The organism is Lentzea sp. NPDC003310 (genome assembly GCF_040610935.1).
Lineage (GTDB): Bacteria > Actinomycetota > Actinomycetes > Mycobacteriales > Pseudonocardiaceae > Lentzea.
Genome location: NZ_JBEXNC010000001.1, coordinates 223,564 through 241,175 on the forward strand (window position 1 = coordinate 223,564; position 17,612 = coordinate 241,175).

Sequence of the window (17,612 nt, forward strand, 5' to 3'; positions counted from 1 at the left end):
GTCAAAGCGGGAGACGATCAGTACGGGTCGTACGGCCCGTGGTGGCCGAACAGCCGCGCCACCGGCCGCAGCCGCAGGCGCAGCAGGACCTTGATGCCCACGTTGCGCAGGAACCACGGCATCTCGGCGAGCACACGCCTGCGATCGGCCCAGTTCGGCTCTGCCAAACGGAAGCGCGCCAACGAGCCCGCCCGGTCCACGTACACGTACCGCTTGCCGAACAACACCTTCGCCAGGATGCCGCTGGTGACCCCGATCGACGAGAACGCGTCGTGCACCAGGATCTCGCCGTTGGGCACGAGGTGGTCCGACCACAGCATGTCGTCGGTGTAGGTCCAGTAGTCGTGCTTGCCGTCGATGTACAGCAGGTCGATGCGCTCGTCCCACCGCTTGCGCAGCTCGGTGCTGTACTCGGCCTCGAGCCGCACGACGTCCGTCAGTCCCGCCGACGCCACGTTCTTCTCGAAGCGCACGCGCGTCGGCGTGCCGCCGAACAGCTTGCCCTCGACGAACGGGTCGACGGCGACCACCGTCGCGCCGACGGACGTGGCCGCGAGGCCCAGCACCGTGGTGGATCTGCCCTGGTGACTGCCGATCTCCACGATCCGCGCGCCGGGCCCGAGCCGCAGCGCGGCCGCCCACAACATCGCCGCCTGGTCAACTGTCAACCAGCCGGGCACCCGGTCGCCCAGTTCCCACGCTTGCTCGAACGCGGTCGAAGAAGTCATCGCCACCTGCCTGAGTGCGCCCCAGAACGGTCGTGGGGGCCCAAGATAGCGACAGTCGCCCCCGAGCACTACCCGGTGGTAACTTCCTCCGCCATCAGGAGCCTGAAGATCGCACACCGGAACCCGACGACGTGGGTGCTGCTCGCACTCACGGCGCTGTCGTTCGCGCAGAGGTTCGGCACGGCCACCTTCGACACCAAGCTCGACCTGGCCGTCAACCCCGTCGGCTTCCTCGGCAGGGCCCTGCACCTGTGGAACCCCGCGGCGACGGCGGGGGAGCTGCAGAACCAGGCGTACGGCTACTTCTTCCCGATGGGGCCGTTCTTCGCCCTCGGCCAGGTCCTCGGCATCCCGGCCTGGGTCACCCAGCGGCTCTGGTGCGCGCTGCTGCTCTGCCTCGCCTTCTACGGCGTCCTGCGCCTGGCCCGCGCGCTGGGCATCGGCCACGAGCCGACCAGGTACGCCGGGGCGCTCGCCTACGCGCTGGCGCCGCGCGTGCTGACCGAGATCGGGCCGCTGTCCGCCGAGATGCTGCCCGCCGTCATGCTGCCGTGGGTGCTGCTGCCGCTGGTGCTGGCGGACCGGATCGGGTCACCGCGCCGCGCGGCCGCCCTGTCCGCGCTCGCGGTGCTGTGCATGGGCGGCATCAACGGCGCCATGGTCGTGATGGCGCTGGTCCTGCCCGGGATCTGGCTGCTCACGCGGAAGTGGAACGGCGCCCACGTCCGGCTGGTGCTGTGGTGGGCCGGGTGCGTCCTCGCGGTCGCGCTGTGGTGGATCGTGCCGCTGCTGCTGCTCGGGCGGTACAGCCTGCCGTTCCTCGACTACATCGAGTCGGCCGCGAACACCACCGCGCCGATGTCGCTGTTCCAGGTGCTGCGCGGCACGAACCAGTGGGTCGCCTACGTGCTGCAGGGCGAACCGTGGTGGCCCAACGGGTTCATCCTCGTCGACAACCCGGTGCTGATGGCCGGCACCGCGGCGGTCGCGCTCATCGGCGTCGTGGGCCTCGCCCGGCTCGGGCTGCCGGAGCGCCGGTTCCTCGTGCTGGGCACGCTCGCCGGCCTCACGCTGCTGACCGTCGGGTACGTCGGGTCGCTCGACTCGCCGATCGCCGAGCTCGTGCGCGGCCTGCTGGACGGGCCGCTCGCGCCCTTGCGCAACGTGCACAAGTTCGAACCCGTCCTGCGGCTCTGCGTGGTCCTGGGGTTCGTCCACGGCCTGCACCTGTCCCGGCCGACGGGGCTGCGCGCCGCGCCCGAGCACTGGCGGCGCCGCGCGCGGACCGGCGTGGCGCTGCTGCTGATCGCGGTCGTCGCGGCACCCGCGTGGCTGCTCACCCTGCGCCCCGGCCTCGGCTGGTCGGAGGTGCCCGCGCACTGGCGCGAGGCGGCGTCGTGGCTCGCCGAGAAGGACGGCCGGGCGCGGACGTTGCTGTTGCCCGCCACGGGGTTCGGCCAGTACACGTGGGGCCGGACCGTGGACGAGCCGATGCAGTCGCTCGCCGAGTCGCCGTGGGCGGTGCGCAACCAGGTTCCACTCGGCTCCGAGGGCAACACCCGGTACATGGACGCCGTCTACGACGCGCTCGCCGACGGCCGCGGCTCGGCCGGGCTCGCCGACTTCCTCGCCCGCGGCGGCTACCGGTTCCTGCTGCTGCGCAACGACGTCGCGCGCGAGCAGACCGGGTCGCCGCCGCTCGCGGTGCTGCGCCAGGCGCTCGCCGGATCACCCGGCGTCGAACGGGTCGCCGAGTTCGGTCCCGAGGTGCGGATGAGCGACCAGCGGCTCGTCAGCTCGGTCGACCGGGACGCGACCGGCAGGTCGCTCGAGATCTTCGAGGTGAAGCGGCCTGTCCCTGTCGCGACCGCCGTCGACGTCGCCGACGTGCCGACCGTCAGCGGTGGCCCGGAGTCGTTGCTGCCGCTGCTGTCCCAGGGGCTGATCAAGGCCGACCAGCCGGCGATCCTCGCGGGTGACGCGGTCGGGGAGTCCGCGGAGCTGCTCGTCACCGACGGCCTGCGGCGCAAGGAGCGCAACGTCGGCCGGGTCTCCGACAACCTCAGCCAGACGATGTCCGCGGACGAGGCGTCCCGGCAGGGCCGCGTCGCGCTGGACGTGTCGCCGTTCCAGGACGTGCGGCACCAGACCGTGGCCGAGTACCGGGGGATCCGGGCCGTCCGGGCGTCCACGTCGACCGCGTACGCCGACGCGGCGGGCGCGATCGACCCGGCCAACTCGCCGTTCGCTGCGGTGGACGGCGACGGCGGCACCGCCTGGCACTCGTCCAGCTTCACCGGCCCCGCCGGGCAGTGGCTGCAGATCGACCTCGACACCCCGCGCGCGGTGGGCGAGGTGACCCTCGACCTGCTCGACGACCTGCGGGTCGGCTGGACGGTCAACCGGATCAGGATCACCACGGACACCGGCGAGACCACGCACACCGTCGAACCCGGTGGCGGGCCGCGCAAGTACGCCGTCAGCCCCGGCCTGACCGGCAGCGTGCGCGTGACCGTGCTCGGCGTGGCGGCCGACCGGCAGGACGGCAACGTCGGCATCAAGGAGCTCAGCGTGCCGGGCATGACGGCGCAGCGGGCGTTGCGCGTGCCGCGCGACCGCGACGCGGCCGAGCCGGGCTTCTCGTTCACCCGCGGCAGCCAGGCCCGGCCCGCCTGCTACCGCACCGGCGACGCGGTGCGGTGCGACTCCTCGCTGTCCCGCTTCGGCGAGGAGGTCAACGGGCTCACGCGGCTCTTCCGCACGTCGGCGGACGGGAAGTTCGCCGTGCGGGCCACCGTCGTCCCCGCGGCGGGCGCGAAGAACCCGGTGGCCCCGGACGGGGTGAGCGTGACCGGGTCGACCTCGGTGGCGGGCGACGTCGCGGCGAGCCCTCTGTCCGCTGTGGACGGTGACCCCGGCACGGCGTGGGTGCCGGACGTGACGGACCTGCGGCCGGCGCTCACTCTCGCCTGGAAGGGCAAGCGGTCGGTGGCCGAGCTCCGGCTGGAGGGCGCGCGGCCGCCGGTCGAGGTGGAGGTGACCACCGACGCCGGCACGGAGATCGTGCGCGTCGGGGCCGGCGGCCTCGTCACGATCAAGCCGGCGGACACCGAGAAGCTCGAGCTCGTGGTGCGTGAGGCGGGCGGGCTCGGGCCGGCCGAGATCGGTGAGCTGAAGGTGCCCGCGCTGGACGGCGTGCTGAAACCGGTGCCCGCGACGACCCCCTTCACCGTGCCGTGCGGGCAGGGTCCGGTCATCGACGTCGACGGCAAGAGGATCACCAGCTCGGTGTCCGGCACGCTGGCCGACGTCGTGGCCGGACGCCCGCTCCCGGCCGTGCTGTGCGACGACGACCTGGCCACGGCCCTCGACCTGCCCGCGGGCGACCACGTGCTGACGACGACGCGTTCCGACTCGTTCGTGGTGCAGGACGTGTCCGTGACGCACCTCGGCCTCGCGAAACCCGTTGTCACGCACCGCGAGGTCACCACCGGGATCTGGGAGGCCACCGAGCGCAAGCTCACCGTGGCGCCGGGAGCGAAGGCACTGCTCGTCGTGCCCGAGAACGTCAACGACGGCTGGACGGCCACGCTGAACGGCCAGGTGCTCGAGAAGGTCCGGGTCGACGGGTGGCAGCAGGCCTACGTGCTGCCCGAGGGCGACGGCGGCGTGGTGGCGCTGGACTTCGGCCCGGACACCCGCTATCGGACCGGTCTGCTGGTGGGCGTGCTCGGCGTGCTGGCCGTGCTCGTGCTCGCCGCGCTCCCGGTGGGGCGCCGCGTCGCGTTCGTGGCGCCGTCGGCGAGCCGGTGGCTGGTCGTCGCGATGCTGGTGCTGCTGGCGGTCCTCGGCGGGATGCTGCCGATCGTGGCGGTGATCGCGTGCCTGCTCGCCCGCGAGTTCTGGGCGGCGGCGCCGAAGGTGATCGCGGTGGCCGGGGTCGCGCTCGGCTCGGTGGTCGCCGTGCTGGGCCGCGTGCTGGGCCACGGCCAGGAGTGGGCGTACATCCCGCTCACGCAGGCGTCGCTGCTGGTGGCGGTGTCGGCGGTGGTCGCGGCCGCGTTCGGTCCCTTCGGCGCGCGGGCGCGGCCGGAGGAGGAGACGGCCGCCGAACGCACGGCGCCCGTCGTCGACTGATCAGGACTGCCGGGTGCCGCGGACCTCGATGACCGTGCCCGCGACGACCAGGCCCGCCGTGGCGAGCAGCGCGCCCGTCACGACCTGGCTCACGGAGTCGTTGAGCCACAGGGAGATCAGCGCGATCTCGACTGCGACCGCAATCCACACCGCCGTGGTGGAGCGGCGGTCCCCGCTCGCGATCCGGGAGAACAGCAGCAGCTGCACCAGCGCGAGGCACGACCCGACGAGGGCGAACTGCCACAACGGGATCGCGTCGCCCTGGTAGTGCGCGCCGCCGATCAGCGACACGCCGAGCGGGCCGAACAGCGCGCAGCCCGCGACCACGAACGCGTCCAGACCCGCGCACACCGCGAGCGCCTTGGGCAGCATGCGGCGGCGGTCGTCCGCGTCGGCCATGCGGGGCAGCACGAGCACGCCCACCGCCTGCGGCAACCAGTACGCGATCTTCGTGACGACCGCGCCCACGGCGTACCCGCCCGCCTGGTCCGCCAGTTGGTGCCGGGCCAGCACGAGGTCGAGGTTGACCAGCAGCACCAGCGCCAGCATGGCCTGCGACGCGTGCAGCACGTCGAGTCCGCCCGCGGGCCGGGCCGGGCGGGGCCGGCCGCACAACCGCCACCCGGTGAGCACCACCAGGAACGAGCCGATGGCCGTGCCCGCGAGCACCGAGGTCGAGGAGGGGGACAGCCAGAGGCCGATCACCCCGCCGCCCACCTTGCCGAGTCCCTCCAGCGACACGAGCAGCGCCAGTGCGCCGAACCGGTGCGTGCCCTGCAGCAGTCCGTGCAGGACGCCCAGGACGGTCAACGGCGCCAGCGACAGCGCGAGCCACACGACCGGCCACGGCCCGTCCAGGTGCAGCAGGCGGGCGAGCAGCGGTACGAGGGCCAGCGTCAGCACGGTCATCCCGGCGCTCACGCCCAGCCCCAGCCCGAACAACGGCCGCGGGCCGAGGCTCGTCACCCGCAGGGCGGCGACGGTCTGCAGGCTCATCGCGGGCACCACCCCGATGACCACGAGCGCGAGCAAGGCGCTGAGCTCGCCGAAGACCGCGGGCGCCAGGGCCCGTGCGGCGGCGATGGTCAGCACGTAGCTCGCGGCGTTGGCGCCGAGCAGCGCGCCGGTGATCAGCAGGGCGTCCAGGCGGGTGGTGGTCGTTGCCGGAGCGGACACGCGGGATCCTTCCGGTCGGCAGGTCTACCGCGGGGCTACCGATGGGTACTACTGGCCGGTAGTTTCGGCGACTGTAGCCCCGGCGCGACCGGAGAGGGAGCAAGTGCGGCCGAACGGACTGACGCTCTACGCCGCGTGCGCGACGCTCGCGCTGGCCGCGCTGGCTCCTGTGCTGATGCCGGGGTACGTCCTCGTCTACGACATGGTGTTCACGCCGGAACAGCCGCTCAACGCCGCCGCGTTCGGGCTCGGGGACGCGCTGCCTCGGGCGGTGCCGGTCGACGCCGTCGTGGCGTTGCTGACCCAGGTCGTGCCCGGTCAGCTGGTGCAGAAGGCCGCGTTGCTCGCGATCGTCTTCATGGGCGCGCTGGGCGCCGGGCTGCTCGTGCCGACGGAGAAGACCGGCGTGCGGGTCGTCGCCGCCGTCGCGTACTCGTGGAACGCCTACGTGGCCGAGCGGCTCTTCATCGGCCACTGGACCCTGCTGCTGGGCTACGCGGCACTGCCGTGGGTCGCCAGGGCCGCGCTGCGGTTGCGGGAGGGCGAACCGAGGGCGTGGACCCGGCTCGTGCTCGCGAGCCTGCCCGCCGTGCTCTCGGCGCCGGGCGGCATCCTCGCGCTCGGCACGGCCCTGGTCGTCGCCGGCCGCCGCGGGTGGGGGCAGGTCCTTGGTGTGGGTGTCGTGCTGAACGCGCCGTGGTGGGTGCCGTCGTTGCTGCACAACGGACTCTCCGATCCGGCGGGCGTCGAGGCGTTCAGCGCGCGGGCGGAGAACTGGGGCGGGCCGGTGCTCAGCGTGCTCGGCCTGGGCGGGATCTGGAACGCCGAGGTCGTGCCGGTGAGCCGCGCCAACCCCGTCCTGCCGCTGCTCACACTGGTGCTCCTCGGCGTGGCGATCCTCGGGCTGAGGTCGCTGTCGGCGCGGCTGCCCGTGTGGCCGCTGGCCGGGCTCGGCGCGTTCGGCGCGGTGCTGGCGCTGCTGGCCGTGCTGCCCGGCGGGGTGGCGCTGCTGGAGACGTTGATCGAGCACGTGCCGGGCGCGGGGTTGTTGCGCGACAGTCAGAAGTGGGTGGCGTGGCTCGCCCTGCCGTTCGCGCTCGGGCTCGCCGACGCGGTGGAACGGGTGCGCGCGCGGCTCCTGCTCGCCGTGGTGCTGCTCGGGCTGCTGCCGGACCTCGCGTGGGGCGGGTTCGGGCGGCTGGAACCCGTGGCCTACCCGGCCGAGTGGGCCCAGGTGCGGGAGGAGCTCGTCGACCGGCCCGGTGACGTGGCGGTGTTCCCGCTGTCGGCGTTCCGGCGGTTCGACTGGAACGACCGGCGCACCCAGCTCGACCCCGCGCCGCGCTTCCTGCCCGGCACGACCGTCGTGGACGACTCGCTGTCCGTCGGCGGGAAGGTGGTGGCGGGGGAGGACCCGCGGGCGGCCCGGCTGCGCGCGGGCGACCTGACCGGCATCGGCTGGGTGCTGGTCGAGCACGGCACACCGGGCCGCGTGGACGAGAACCTGCTCGCACGACTGGAAAAAGTGCACGACGGACCCGAACTGGCGCTCTACCGCGTGCCGGGAGCAACGCCCGCTGCACCGAACGGCCCACCGGTTGCGCCCGTTGTGCTCGCCTGGGTCGCGGCTGGGTCACTGATCGGCGCGAGCCTGTTGTGGAGACGGTTACCGGTCGGTAGATTCGCGGCACCCCGACGTGAGGAGTAAGACGTGGAACTGGTTTCGGTGCTGGTCGCGATCGTCGCCGGGGCCGCGCTCGCCGGAGGGGTCGGCGTGATCGTCGTGCAGCAGAACAACCCCGACAAGGTGGTCGAGCAGCGGATCGAGGAGGGCCAGAAGGCCGTCGAGCCGCAGGTCCTCGACTACGGCTCCCGCTGACGGGTGCCCGTGGCCTTCTCCGGGGACCCGGCGGCCTCCTGGAGCATCCTGCTGGAGGCGAGCCTGCGCGAGGCGCCGGACCCGGCGGCGGTCGCCGCGCGGATGTCCCGCGCCGGCGCGGAGTTCCCGAACCTCGGCCCGGCCGCCATCGTGCTCCGTCCGTCCGATTGGGACGGTGCGCGCGCGGCCTTCGCCGACGACCACTACCACGCGAGCGACCCGCTGGTCCGGGTCGCGCTCGCCGGTGACTCCCTGCTGATCGCCGCCCACCACGGCGCGGTCGACGGCCTCGGCCTGCTCGCGCTGCTCGGCATCGCGCTCGGCGAACCGGTGCACAGCTCGGCCACCGGCGTGGCGTCGCGCAGCCCGGACCGGCCGTACCTCCTGCACGCGGCCGACCGCGTGCGCGAGGCGGTGTGGGCACCTCCCACGCGCATCGCGCCTTCGTTGCGCGGCAACGACTCCGGCGACCACCTGGTGTCCCGTGCGTTGCCCGCCGTCAAGCTCGGCAGCGCCCGGCTCACCACCGCAGCGCTGGACACCACGCGGAGGTGGAACGCCGCCCGTGGCGCCGCCCACGACCGCGTCGTCGCTGCGATCGGCGCGTCCTGGCGCGGGGGCGCCGATCCGCGTCCCGAGGCCGACAGCGCCCTGCTGAGGCTGCGCCTGCCCGCCGGCGCGGGCGACGAGGACGTGCGCGCCCTGCTGGCGTCCGCGGCGCCGGAGGCGGGCTTCCCGAGCGAGCACAACCCCTTGGCCCGCTGGGGGATGCGGGTGCTGGCGTCCCGGCTGGGCAGCACGTTCCTCGCGTCGAACCTCGGTGTCGTCAAGGCGGACGTGGAGGCGCTGCGCTTCTACCCGGCGGCGAGCGGCCGGTCCGGTGTCGCGTTCGGCGTGGTGACGACGGGGGAGGTCACCACGGCCACGGTGCGGGTGCGGCGCAGGGACTTCGACGCGGCCGGTGCTGCGGCGTTGCTGGACTTGTTGTGCGAAGCGGTGCTCAGCGGTCGCGAGGTACCGCACCAGGGGTAGGGGATCCGACGGATGTGGTTCCGCGAACGGCGCCGGGTCAAGGCCCGGCGACAGCACTTGGCCGAGGTGGCGGACCGCATCGGCGCGAGGACCGGGCTGGTGCTCAAGGAATCGCACACCGGCGGGGCCGGGATCGGGAACTCGCCGGTCAGCATGGGGATCATCACTCTCCGCCCCGGCTCGCCGGACGAGGTCGCCCAGGCGCAGATCGACGCCGCCGTCCGCGCGGGCTACGTGCGGCCGCCCACGCCACCCTGCGGTAAGCGTGTGGGCTGTCTCTTCCACGGCCAACCCGACCTGCCGATGCTGAGCATCGTGACGTACGCGCCCGGAGAACGGTCCTCCGCTTTCCAGCCGGTTCCGGACGGGCACACCGTCGTCATCATCAGCCTGGCCTGACGCCCGAGGCGGACGTCGTGGCCGTGGTGACGACAGGGAGGTCACCACGGCCACGACGCAGCCGGCTGCCGCTGCTGGATCCGTTGTGCGAAGCGGGGTTCAGCGGACGCGAGGTCCCGCACCGGCGGTCTGACCCGGCACGGCGCCGGGGAGTTCGTGCTGCCACGGGACGTCCCGCCGTGCGCGGACCGCCCCGCGCCGCACCACACCGCTGCCGCGCAGGGCGCCGTTCAGGACGCTCTCGAACGCCCCGAGGCTCTCCTCCCAGCTGAACTGCCGGGCACGCAGCCTGCCCGCCGCGCCCATCGTGCTGCGCAGCGCGCGGTCCCGCAGCAGCGCGTCCGCGTGCGCCACGAACTCGCGGAAGTCGTCCGCCAGCAAGCCGGTCTCGTGATCCACGATGGCCTCGGCCACGCCGCCCGCCGAGCGGTACGCGATCGTCGGCACGCCGTGCGCGGCGGCCTCCATGATCACGATGCCCCAGCCCTCCTTGACCGACGGGCACAGGTGCACCCAGGCACCGGCGAGGATCTCGTGCTTGGTCTGCTCGTCGACCCAGCCGTGCAGCACGACGCTGTCCTGGACGCCGCGGTCGATCGCGTGCTGCTGCAGCACGTCCTTCCACGGGCCCTCGCCGACGAGCTCGAGGCGCAGGTCCGGCCACTTCGGACGGAGCTCGGCGACCAGGTCGATCGCGTGCTCCAAGCGCTTGTGCGGCACCAGCCGTGACACCGCGACGAGCACCGGTGCCTGCGTGCGGCGCGTCGTGACCGCGGGGGGTGCGTCGAGCCCGTTCGGGACGACGGCCGTGCGCCGCAGCTCGACGCCCAGCTGCCCCAGCTCGTCCCGCGTCACGTTGGAGACGGTGACGTAGCGGCACTTCCGGTACAGCCGGGGCGCGAGCCAGGACTCGATCCACCAGCCGATCCGGCCGAAGACCGGGCCGAGCGCGCTGTGCCACTGCTCGCGGTGCACGTGGTGCACCAGCACCAGGACCGGGCAGCGCGCGACCAGGCGGCTGAAGAACGGCATGCCGTTCTGCACGTCCACGATGACGTCCGCGTCGGAGCGCAGGATCGCCAGCAGGGCGAAGAGGTAGACGGTGAACTTGTTGCCGCGCCGGCGGAAGCGCACGCCCGCCACCCAGTCGCCGGACGGCGCGCGGTCGTGGCCCGCGCACTGGATCGAGACCCGGTACCCGAGCTGGGCGAGGCCCTCGGCGATGCGTTCGACGTACCGCTCGGAACCGCCGCCCTCGGGGTGTCTGGTGTCGCGCCAATTCACCAGCAGAATGCTCGGCCGGTAATCAGGACCACGCGACATCTGCCTCTCCCGGTGCTAGGTTACTGCCAGGTAGCCATCGTAAACGGAATGCGGGAGATAGCAATGGTCGAGATCGGTTCAGTTTCGGCCCGGGAAAAGTTGCGGAAGCCAACTTTGGAGCGTTCCGTTCGGCTTTTTCGCGCATTTCTGAAAGAGCAGTCCGACCCGGACCACTTCTACTCGATCCTCGCGGACGACTCCGTCTCGCAGGTGTCCTCGTACGCCTCCCTGGACGGCGCCGTGGTCCTCGACGTCGGCGGTGGACCCGGCTACTTCGCGCAGGCGTTCCGCGGCGCCGGCGCCCGCTACGTCGGGCTCGACCCGGACGTCGGCGAGCTCTCCGCGCGGGGCGAACCCGATCCCGGAATGATCCGCGCGAGCGGGACGGCGCTGCCGTTCCGCGACGCGTCGGTGGACGTCTGCTACTCCTCCAACGTCCTCGAGCACGTCGACGACCCGTGGCTGATGCTGGCCGAGATGGTGCGCGTGACCAGGCCCGGAGGCACGATCTTCATGTCCTACACGCCGTGGTGGTCACCCTGGGGCGGGCACGAGACCGCGCCGTGGCACTTCCTCGGCGGGCACTACGCGCGCCGTCGGTACGAACGCCTCAACGGCAAGCCGCCGAAGAACGCGTTCGGCACCTCGCTGTTCCCGGTGAGCGTCGGGGCGGTCCGGCGGTGGGCTCACCGCCAGACCGTCGCCGACGTGGTCGAGACGTTCCCCCGGTACCACCCGTGGTGGGCGAAGTGGATCACCCGCGTCCCGGGGGTCCGGGAGATCGCCTCGTGGAACTTCGTGATCGTGCTCAGGCGACGTGCCTAGCTCGCCGCCCGACCACGCCCAGCAGAATTCCCGCGGCCAGCAGGAGCAGGCCGACGGAAAGCAGGACGATGGGTCCGGTCGTGCTGATGAGAGTCAGTTTCCCGCGCGCCTCGGAGGCCCGGTCGACCGATTCTTTGACGGTTTTCTCGTTGAAGGTCAAGGTGGCGTCGAGCAGCACCGTTCCTTCTTTTCCGTCCGGTCCGAACAACGCCTGCCGCTGCTGTTCGGTGCCCTTCACGATGATGCCGCTGACCGGTTCGACCCACATGGTGCGGGTGTTCTGGTAGCGGCGTTCCGCCTTGACCGACGCCTCGGTGCTGCCGACCAGCGTGCCGGGCACGTCCTGGTCGCGGAACTTGGTCGACGGGATCTTCTGGACGAACTTGTAGACCTCGAGCCCGCCGATCTCGTCGGTGCCCTCGTAGCGCGCGGTGGTCGCCTTGCGCAGGGTGGTGTCGAAGTACTCGTAGTCCTGCGGCTGCGTGTCGAAGGGGAACTTGTAGTTCAGGCCCTCCTGGTGCACCGCCTTGTCGGCCGCCGTGGGATCGCCCTCGGCGTCGGTCACGTACTGCTGGGTGCACTCCTGCAGTGCCATGTTCGTCCGCCGGTCGAGGCACACCCGGTGCTTCATCGCCGAGACGAGCTGGTTCTCCGAGTCGGTCACGACCAGGCCCTGGTCCCAGACCATCACGTCGCCGCCGACCTTGGCCTCCGCGGCGACCAGGTTGCTCTCGACCTTGCGGGTGGCCGTGAGCCGGGCGTCCCGGACCACGAGTTCCTTGGGGTAGAACACCTTCGCGGCACCTTCGGCGACGGATTCCGTCTTCTGGTCGAGTGGCACGACGGCGAGCTCGGGGTACGCGTAGAAGCGCAGGACTGCTCCGAGCGCCAGCGAGAAGATGCCCAGTCCTACCAGCACGAGGCTCGCAACACGTCGCACTCGTCCTCCTTCTGGATGCGTGACGGGTATGAGAGGGACGTCACAGTGGCGAGGAAACTACCGGACAGTAACCTCTGCGCAACCCTTCGACCGGGGTGACTCAAGTCATCTTGATCGGTCCGCGTGGAGAAAGAAGCTACTCGGCCGCCGCTGCGCACAGCCGTTCGGCGGAACCCCTGCTGTCCAACGGGTAGCGGCTGAACGAACCAGTTCCTTACTCGTCGGCGACGATGCCGGAGGAAGAGACACGTGGAAGAAACCCCTGTGTGCTATCCGGGAGCAGTTGAGCAGGCCCGGCTGCTCGCGCGCGGTGCGACGACCGCAGCAGAACTCCTTGCGACCACGGAGCTCCGCCTGAAGTCGTCGCGCGGTGTTTTCACAGATGTCGATTTGGCCGCCGCCCGGCGCAGGGCCGAAGAGGCCGATCGGCGGTTGGCAGGCGGAGCACGCGGCGGCCTGCTCGGACTGCCTTTGGCCGTCGAGGACTCCCTGCCGCGGTCGGCTTTCGAGGCGCTGGAGGCGGCGGGCGCCGTCGTGGTCGGACGGACGTCGGCCGCCGAGGCGCACCGCAACCCCGTGTTGGACGTCCCCGCCACGGCACTGGACCCGAAGGTGTCGGGCACGGCGGTCGCGGTCGCCACCGGTGTGGTGGCCGCGGTGCTGGCCCGCCGCGCGCCCGGTGCCGGGCAGGTGCCGGCGGGCGGTGCCGGGGTCGTGGGCTTCGAGACCTCCGGCGGACGCGGTGTCGTGGCGCGGACGGTGGGCGACGTGGCGCACGTCCTGCGCGGCATCGGCTGGACGGCCGACCCGGCCAACCGTCCACTCAGGATCGGGGTGTCGCTGCGCGGTCTCGCCGTCACCAGGCGCACCCGCGCGCCGATGCGCCGGGCCGTCGAGGACGTGGCCGCGCTGTTGTCGTTGCACGTCAACGAGGTGGTGGACCACGACCCGCACCTGGCGAGCGAGGCCAGGCTGGTCCTCGCGCCGCACCTGGCCGCCGGTCCCCGCGAGCTGGAGCTGCTCGACCGCTACCTGCCGCGGCCCTTCCGCGGCATCTGCCGGTCGATGCGGGCGGCGGAGCGGGTGATGCTCAACCACATGTTCACGGGCGTCGACCTGCTGGTGACGCCGGGGCACACCGGCCCGGCCGAGACCATGTCGCTGCCCGGCGCCGTGCTCGTGCGCAACGGCGCCACCTCGCCGTTCTCCCCGCTCTGGCGGATCAGCGGCTACCCTGCCGTGTCCGTGCGCGCGGGGTCGGACGCCGACGGGAACCCCCTGCCGGTGACCCTGATCGCGGTGCCCGCGGCGGAGGGCGAGCTCCTGCGCGTCGCCGGGATCATCGAGGAGCGCGGGGGTCATCGGAGCCCGTAGTCGACGTTGGAGGACGACACGACGTTCTTGAGGTCGAGCGCGTCGTCCGGGTCGCTGCCGCTGGTGACGGCGTAGGTGATCGTGCCCGCCAGGCACGCGCCGAGCACCAGCGCCAGCGCCCCGGCGACGAGACCGCGCCGGTGCACGAGCAGCAGCACCACACCGATCGCGATCAGGGCGGCGCCCGCGACCAGCAGGCCCACCGGGAGCGTGGTGATCAGGAACAGCCTCGGCAGGTTCTTCTTCACCTCGTCGACGTTCGCGGTGACGGAGGAGTTGGTCAGCCGCAGCTCCCCGGCGAACACCGGGGTCCCGGCGCCCTCGGCCTGCGCGTCGGTGCGCAGCTCCTGCCGGATGTCCTCGCGGACCGAGAGGACCGCGCCGGTCCTCGGCTCGACGAGCAACGTGCGGGTGACGCCGTAGTACTGGGTGACGTCGACCGACTGCTCCGGGCTGCCGACCAGCGAGCCCGGCACCGCGAACCGGTCGAGCGCGGTCGGCGGGACGGTGTGCTCGAACCGGTACACGTCGAGTCCCTGCAGCAGCTGCTCGCCGTCGAAGTGGATGTCGACCGGGCGTTTGAGAACCGTGTCGTGCCAGCGGTAGTCCTGTTGCCCGGTGTCGAACGGGAACACGAAGTTGAGGCCCGGTTGCAGCAGCTGCCCGCCGCGCGCGGTGATCCGCTCGCCCTGCTCGGTCTCGTAGAACTCGCCGTGGCAGGGAGCGACGGCCTCGCCGGTGCGCCGGTCGAGGCAGATCTTGCGGACCTCGGCGCTCAGCACCAGCTGGTCCGCGTCCTCCTTGACGATCGTGGCCCGCTTCCACACGGTCACGTCGCCGTCCTTCGCGATCTCGGGAGCGGCGAGATCGCCTTCGACGTGGGTGGTCGCGGTGAGGCTGAGGTTGTGCCGGACCTCGGGCAGCCCGCCGGGCGGGTAGACGACGGCGGTGACCCCCTCTCCCTTCGAGACGGAGATCGTGTCGATGTCGTGCTGCAGCTTCGCCAGCAGGGGATAGGCGTGCAGCTGCAGCACGAGGCCGGTCGCGGCGGCGACGGCACCGAGTCCGAGCAGGGCGACGACGACTGCGGTTCGCACAGGTCCTCACAAGCATTCGGGTGGCAGGGGGTCGATCCGTGAGGCGCGATTTCCGGTAACCGTGCGTTCAGTTCTACCGAACCGGTGACCTAGATCACAAGGGCATACCTGAATCCCATTCGGATTACCTCGCCGCGACGGCTCCGTCACGATCACCGCACAACCAGGTCAAGAAGCTTCGGACGCCCGGTGTGCCGCCGGGCGCCCGGCATGATCGGCGGCGCACCAGTCCGGTCAAGAGCTTGGGGGACTTATGAGAGTTCGCAGATGGATGGCTGTCTTCTCCGCCGTCGTCCTCGCCGGCACCGCGAGCCCGGCGGTCGCGGCGGCGCCCGCGTGGCGCCTGGCCTCGATCTCGCCGACCACCGCCACGAGCGTCCTGCGCGACGTGGCCGCGGCCGACGCGCGGCACGCGTGGGCGGTGGGCCTCGAGGGCTACCACCCGGACCAGCAGGGCGCCGGCGGTCCGCTGATGCTGCGCTGGAACGGGAAGAGGTGGTCCCGCACCTCGCTCCCGACCGTGCCGGGACAGGTGTCGTTCGAACACGTCGCGACGTCGTCCGCTCAGGACGTGTGGGTCGCCGGGGTGGAGCGGCGTCCGGAGGGCACCGTCAAGCTGGTCTGGCGCTACGACGGCAGCACGTGGACCGACGTGCCGTACCCGCCGGGAACCGACCCTTCGCTGTCGGTCCAGGACCTGTCCGCTGTGGACGGACGCGCCTGGCTCGTCGGCTACCGGAGCATGGCGCCGGTCTTCCACGAGTGGACCGGGTCGTCGTGGGTGGAGCGCCCGGCGCCAAATGAGTGCGTGAACGGCGGCAGCTTCCCCAACTTCTGCACCGTGAACGCCGTCAAGGCCTTCGCGCCCGACGACGTCTGGGCCGCGGGCAACGGCTGGTGGAACGGCTACGTGGGACCCGTGCTGTTCCACTGGAACGGCACCGCCTGGCGCACCGTCGACACAGGACTCAACGGGATGCGGTTCGCCTTCCGGGAGCTGGACGGCCTGTCCTCGAAGGACATCTGGGCGATCGGCGGCAGCGACACGGAGCCGGGCACGCTGGTCGTGCGCGGTGACGGCACCACCTGGCAGACCGTCGCCGGCCCGAACGCCACCTCGGCCGCGGCTGTCGCGGTGGGCTCCGACGGTGTGCCGTGGGTGGCGGCCAACTACCCGCTGGGCAGCTTCAGCTCGCACGGTCCGGCGGGGTGGACGACGGTGCCCGCGCCGGTGCCGGCCGGAACGCACGCGGCGTACTACAACGCCGTCGCCGCCGTGCCGGGGACGAACCGGGTGCTCGCGGTGGGCTCCGCGGACGTGACCGGTACCAGCCCGCTGCTGGTGCGGGCGGTGGTCGCGGAGTACCGGTGAGGTGAGCCGCGGCCTGCGGCTGCCCGGTCTTCCGGGTGGCCGCAGGTGGTGATCGCCCTGCGCTCGGTGTGGCGAGCGCCAGCTGGGGGCGAGTGGCGATCGCCCAGCACTTGGCGCGGCGAGCGCAGGCTGGGTGCGGGCGGTGAGAGCGGAGCACTCGGTGCGGTGAGCCCCGGCCTCCGGCTGCCCGGCCCCTGGGTGGCCGCAGGCGACGATCGCCCAGCACTCGGCGCGGAAACCCCGCCCTGCCGCCGCCCGTTCGACCGGGCGGCCGCAGCGCGGGGTCGCGGCTCAGGCGGAGTCGCGGACGATCAGCTCGGTCGGCAGTATCAGCGACGTCGGCTGCTCGCCCTTGAGCAGCCGCACCAGCATCCGGGTCATCTCGCGGCCCAGCGCCTCGATGGGCTGCCGGATCGTGGTGAGCGCGGGCTGGGTGTGCTGCGCGGTGACGATGTCGTTGAACCCGACCACGGCGACGTCCTGCGGGACGCGCTTGCCGTTCTCGCGCAGCACGCCGAGCGCCCCGGCGGCCATCGCGTCGGAGGCGACGAAGACGGCGTCGAGGTCCGGGTGGTCGTCGAGCAGGCGCTTCATCCCGGCCGCGCCGCTGGCCTCACCGAAGTCGCCGTGCACCACCCGTTCGTCGCTCAGGCCCGCTAGCACGACCGCCTCGCGGAAGCCCATGTAGCGGGACATGCCGGCGTGCGTGTCGAGCTCGCCGGTGATGGTGGCGATCCTGGTGCGGCCGGTGGAGATCAGGTGTTCGACGGCCGTGCGGGCGCCGCCGCGGTTGTCGGCGTCGACGTACCACTGGGGTGCTCGGTCGAGCGAGCGGCCGCCGTGCACGGCGGGCAGGCCGCTGCTCTCGGCCATCTTGGACAGCGGGTCGTTCTCCTTGAGCGCCAGCAGCATCACGCCGTCGGCGCTGCGGGACTGCAGCACCTTCGCGAACCTCTCGCGGCCGCGTTCCGAGGCGGCGAGCAGGAGCATGAGCTGCAGGTCGGTCTCCTCGAGCACCGCGTTGACGCCGGTGATGGCCTCGGCGAAGAAGAGGTTGGCGAACAGCGCCGGGTCGTCACTGGAGATCACCAGCACGACCGCGCCGCGGCGTTGCGAGGCGAGGGAGCGGGCCGCGGTGTTCGGGACGTAGCCCAGTTCCGCGATGGCGCTCTGCACCGCGAGCCGCGCCTTCTCGCTGACGTGGCGGGCGTTGTTGACGACGCGCGAGACCGTGCCGGTCGAGACGCCTGCGCGCTGGGCCACTTCCTCCAGGGTGGGAGGCCGGGTGTTCATGCTGGGGATCCCCCTGTGTGCGTCGGCGTGGGTCGAG

At 72.3% G+C, this 17,612-nt stretch carries 14 protein-coding genes; 8 read left to right on the top strand and 6 right to left on the bottom strand.

The window, feature by feature from the left end:
* Positions 1-17: 17 nt before the first annotated feature.
* On the bottom strand, positions 18-728 hold the full coding sequence (locus ABZX02_RS01075) for a class I SAM-dependent methyltransferase (protein ID WP_355294050.1): 711 nt from the start codon (positions 726-728) through the stop codon (positions 18-20).
* Positions 729-803: 75 nt separating this feature from the next.
* On the opposite strand from ABZX02_RS01075, the gene ABZX02_RS01080 reads away from it, so the two are divergent.
* A complete protein-coding gene (locus ABZX02_RS01080) occupies positions 804-4,865 on the top strand; it encodes an alpha-(1->3)-arabinofuranosyltransferase (protein WP_355294051.1) in 4,062 nt (1,353 codons plus the stop codon).
* On the opposite strand, the gene ABZX02_RS01085 is transcribed toward ABZX02_RS01080, so the two are convergent.
* The gene (locus ABZX02_RS01085; protein WP_355294052.1) at positions 4,866-6,041 is read right to left on the bottom strand and encodes a polysaccharide biosynthesis protein; all 1,176 of its coding nucleotides are present in this window, start codon (positions 6,039-6,041) and stop codon (positions 4,866-4,868) included.
* Between the two features lie 103 nt (positions 6,042-6,144).
* On the opposite strand from ABZX02_RS01085, the gene ABZX02_RS01090 reads away from it, so the two are divergent.
* From ABZX02_RS01090 to ABZX02_RS01105, 4 genes are read left to right on the top strand one after another with little or no spacing between them, the layout of a single operon-like run.
* Positions 6,145-7,749 (top strand): hypothetical protein, encoded by a 1,605-nt coding sequence (locus ABZX02_RS01090; protein WP_355294053.1) that lies wholly within the window; start codon positions 6,145-6,147, stop codon positions 7,747-7,749.
* A gap of 3 nt (positions 7,750-7,752) precedes the next feature.
* The gene (locus ABZX02_RS01095) at positions 7,753-7,920 is read left to right on the top strand and encodes a hypothetical protein (RefSeq protein ID WP_355294054.1); all 168 of its coding nucleotides are present in this window, start codon (positions 7,753-7,755) and stop codon (positions 7,918-7,920) included.
* Between the two features lie 9 nt (positions 7,921-7,929).
* Positions 7,930-8,952, top strand: a complete 1,023-nt coding sequence (locus ABZX02_RS01100; RefSeq protein ID WP_355294055.1) for a hypothetical protein — start codon at positions 7,930-7,932, stop codon at positions 8,950-8,952.
* Between the two features lie 12 nt (positions 8,953-8,964).
* Positions 8,965-9,351, top strand: a complete 387-nt coding sequence (locus ABZX02_RS01105; protein ID WP_355294056.1) for a hypothetical protein — start codon at positions 8,965-8,967, stop codon at positions 9,349-9,351.
* A gap of 99 nt (positions 9,352-9,450) precedes the next feature.
* On the opposite strand, the gene ABZX02_RS01110 is transcribed toward ABZX02_RS01105, so the two are convergent.
* A complete protein-coding gene (locus ABZX02_RS01110; RefSeq protein WP_355294057.1) occupies positions 9,451-10,635 on the bottom strand; it encodes a glycosyltransferase family 4 protein in 1,185 nt (394 codons plus the stop codon).
* Positions 10,636-10,788: 153 nt separating this feature from the next.
* Here ABZX02_RS01110 and ABZX02_RS01115 point away from each other — a divergent pair, with 153 nt between their 5' ends.
* Positions 10,789-11,499, top strand: coding sequence for a class I SAM-dependent methyltransferase (locus ABZX02_RS01115; protein ID WP_355294058.1), 711 nt, complete (start codon positions 10,789-10,791; stop codon positions 11,497-11,499).
* Here the strand turns inward: ABZX02_RS01115 and ABZX02_RS01120 are convergent.
* Entirely contained in the window at positions 11,483-12,439 is a 957-nt protein-coding gene (locus ABZX02_RS01120) for a DUF3068 domain-containing protein (RefSeq protein WP_355294059.1), read from the bottom strand. The two genes, ABZX02_RS01115 and ABZX02_RS01120, sit on opposite strands and share 17 nt — an antisense overlap.
* A gap of 249 nt (positions 12,440-12,688) precedes the next feature.
* Here ABZX02_RS01120 and ABZX02_RS01125 point away from each other — a divergent pair, with 249 nt between their 5' ends.
* Entirely contained in the window at positions 12,689-13,813 is a 1,125-nt protein-coding gene (locus tag ABZX02_RS01125; protein WP_355294060.1) for a hypothetical protein, read from the top strand.
* On the opposite strand, the gene ABZX02_RS01130 is transcribed toward ABZX02_RS01125, so the two are convergent.
* Positions 13,798-14,910, bottom strand: a complete 1,113-nt coding sequence (locus tag ABZX02_RS01130) for a DUF3068 domain-containing protein (RefSeq protein WP_355294061.1) — start codon at positions 14,908-14,910, stop codon at positions 13,798-13,800. The two genes, ABZX02_RS01125 and ABZX02_RS01130, sit on opposite strands and share 16 nt — an antisense overlap.
* 271 nt (positions 14,911-15,181) lie before the next feature.
* Between ABZX02_RS01130 and ABZX02_RS01135 the strand changes: the two genes are divergently transcribed.
* Positions 15,182-16,282: a hypothetical protein gene (locus ABZX02_RS01135; protein ID WP_355294062.1), complete on the top strand. Its 1,101-nt coding sequence runs from the start codon at positions 15,182-15,184 to the stop codon at positions 16,280-16,282.
* A gap of 291 nt (positions 16,283-16,573) precedes the next feature.
* On the opposite strand, the gene ABZX02_RS01140 is transcribed toward ABZX02_RS01135, so the two are convergent.
* A complete protein-coding gene (locus ABZX02_RS01140; protein WP_355294063.1) occupies positions 16,574-17,575 on the bottom strand; it encodes a LacI family DNA-binding transcriptional regulator in 1,002 nt (333 codons plus the stop codon).
* Positions 17,576-17,612 lie beyond the last annotated feature (37 nt).

Excerpts from the sequence above, each read along its gene's own strand:
- ABZX02_RS01135 (WP_355294062.1), top strand. The coding sequence starts at position 15,182 with ATGGCTGTCTTCTCCGCCGTCGTCCTCGCCGGCACCGCGAGCCCGGCG.
- ABZX02_RS01105 (WP_355294056.1), top strand. The coding sequence starts at position 8,965 with ATGTGGTTCCGCGAACGGCGCCGGGTCAAGGCCCGGCGACAGCACTTG.
- ABZX02_RS01075 (WP_355294050.1), bottom strand. The coding sequence starts at position 728 with ATGACTTCTTCGACCGCGTTCGAGCAAGCGTGGGAACTGGGCGACCGG.
- ABZX02_RS01140 (WP_355294063.1), bottom strand. The coding sequence starts at position 17,575 with ATGAACACCCGGCCTCCCACCCTGGAGGAAGTGGCCCAGCGCGCAGGC.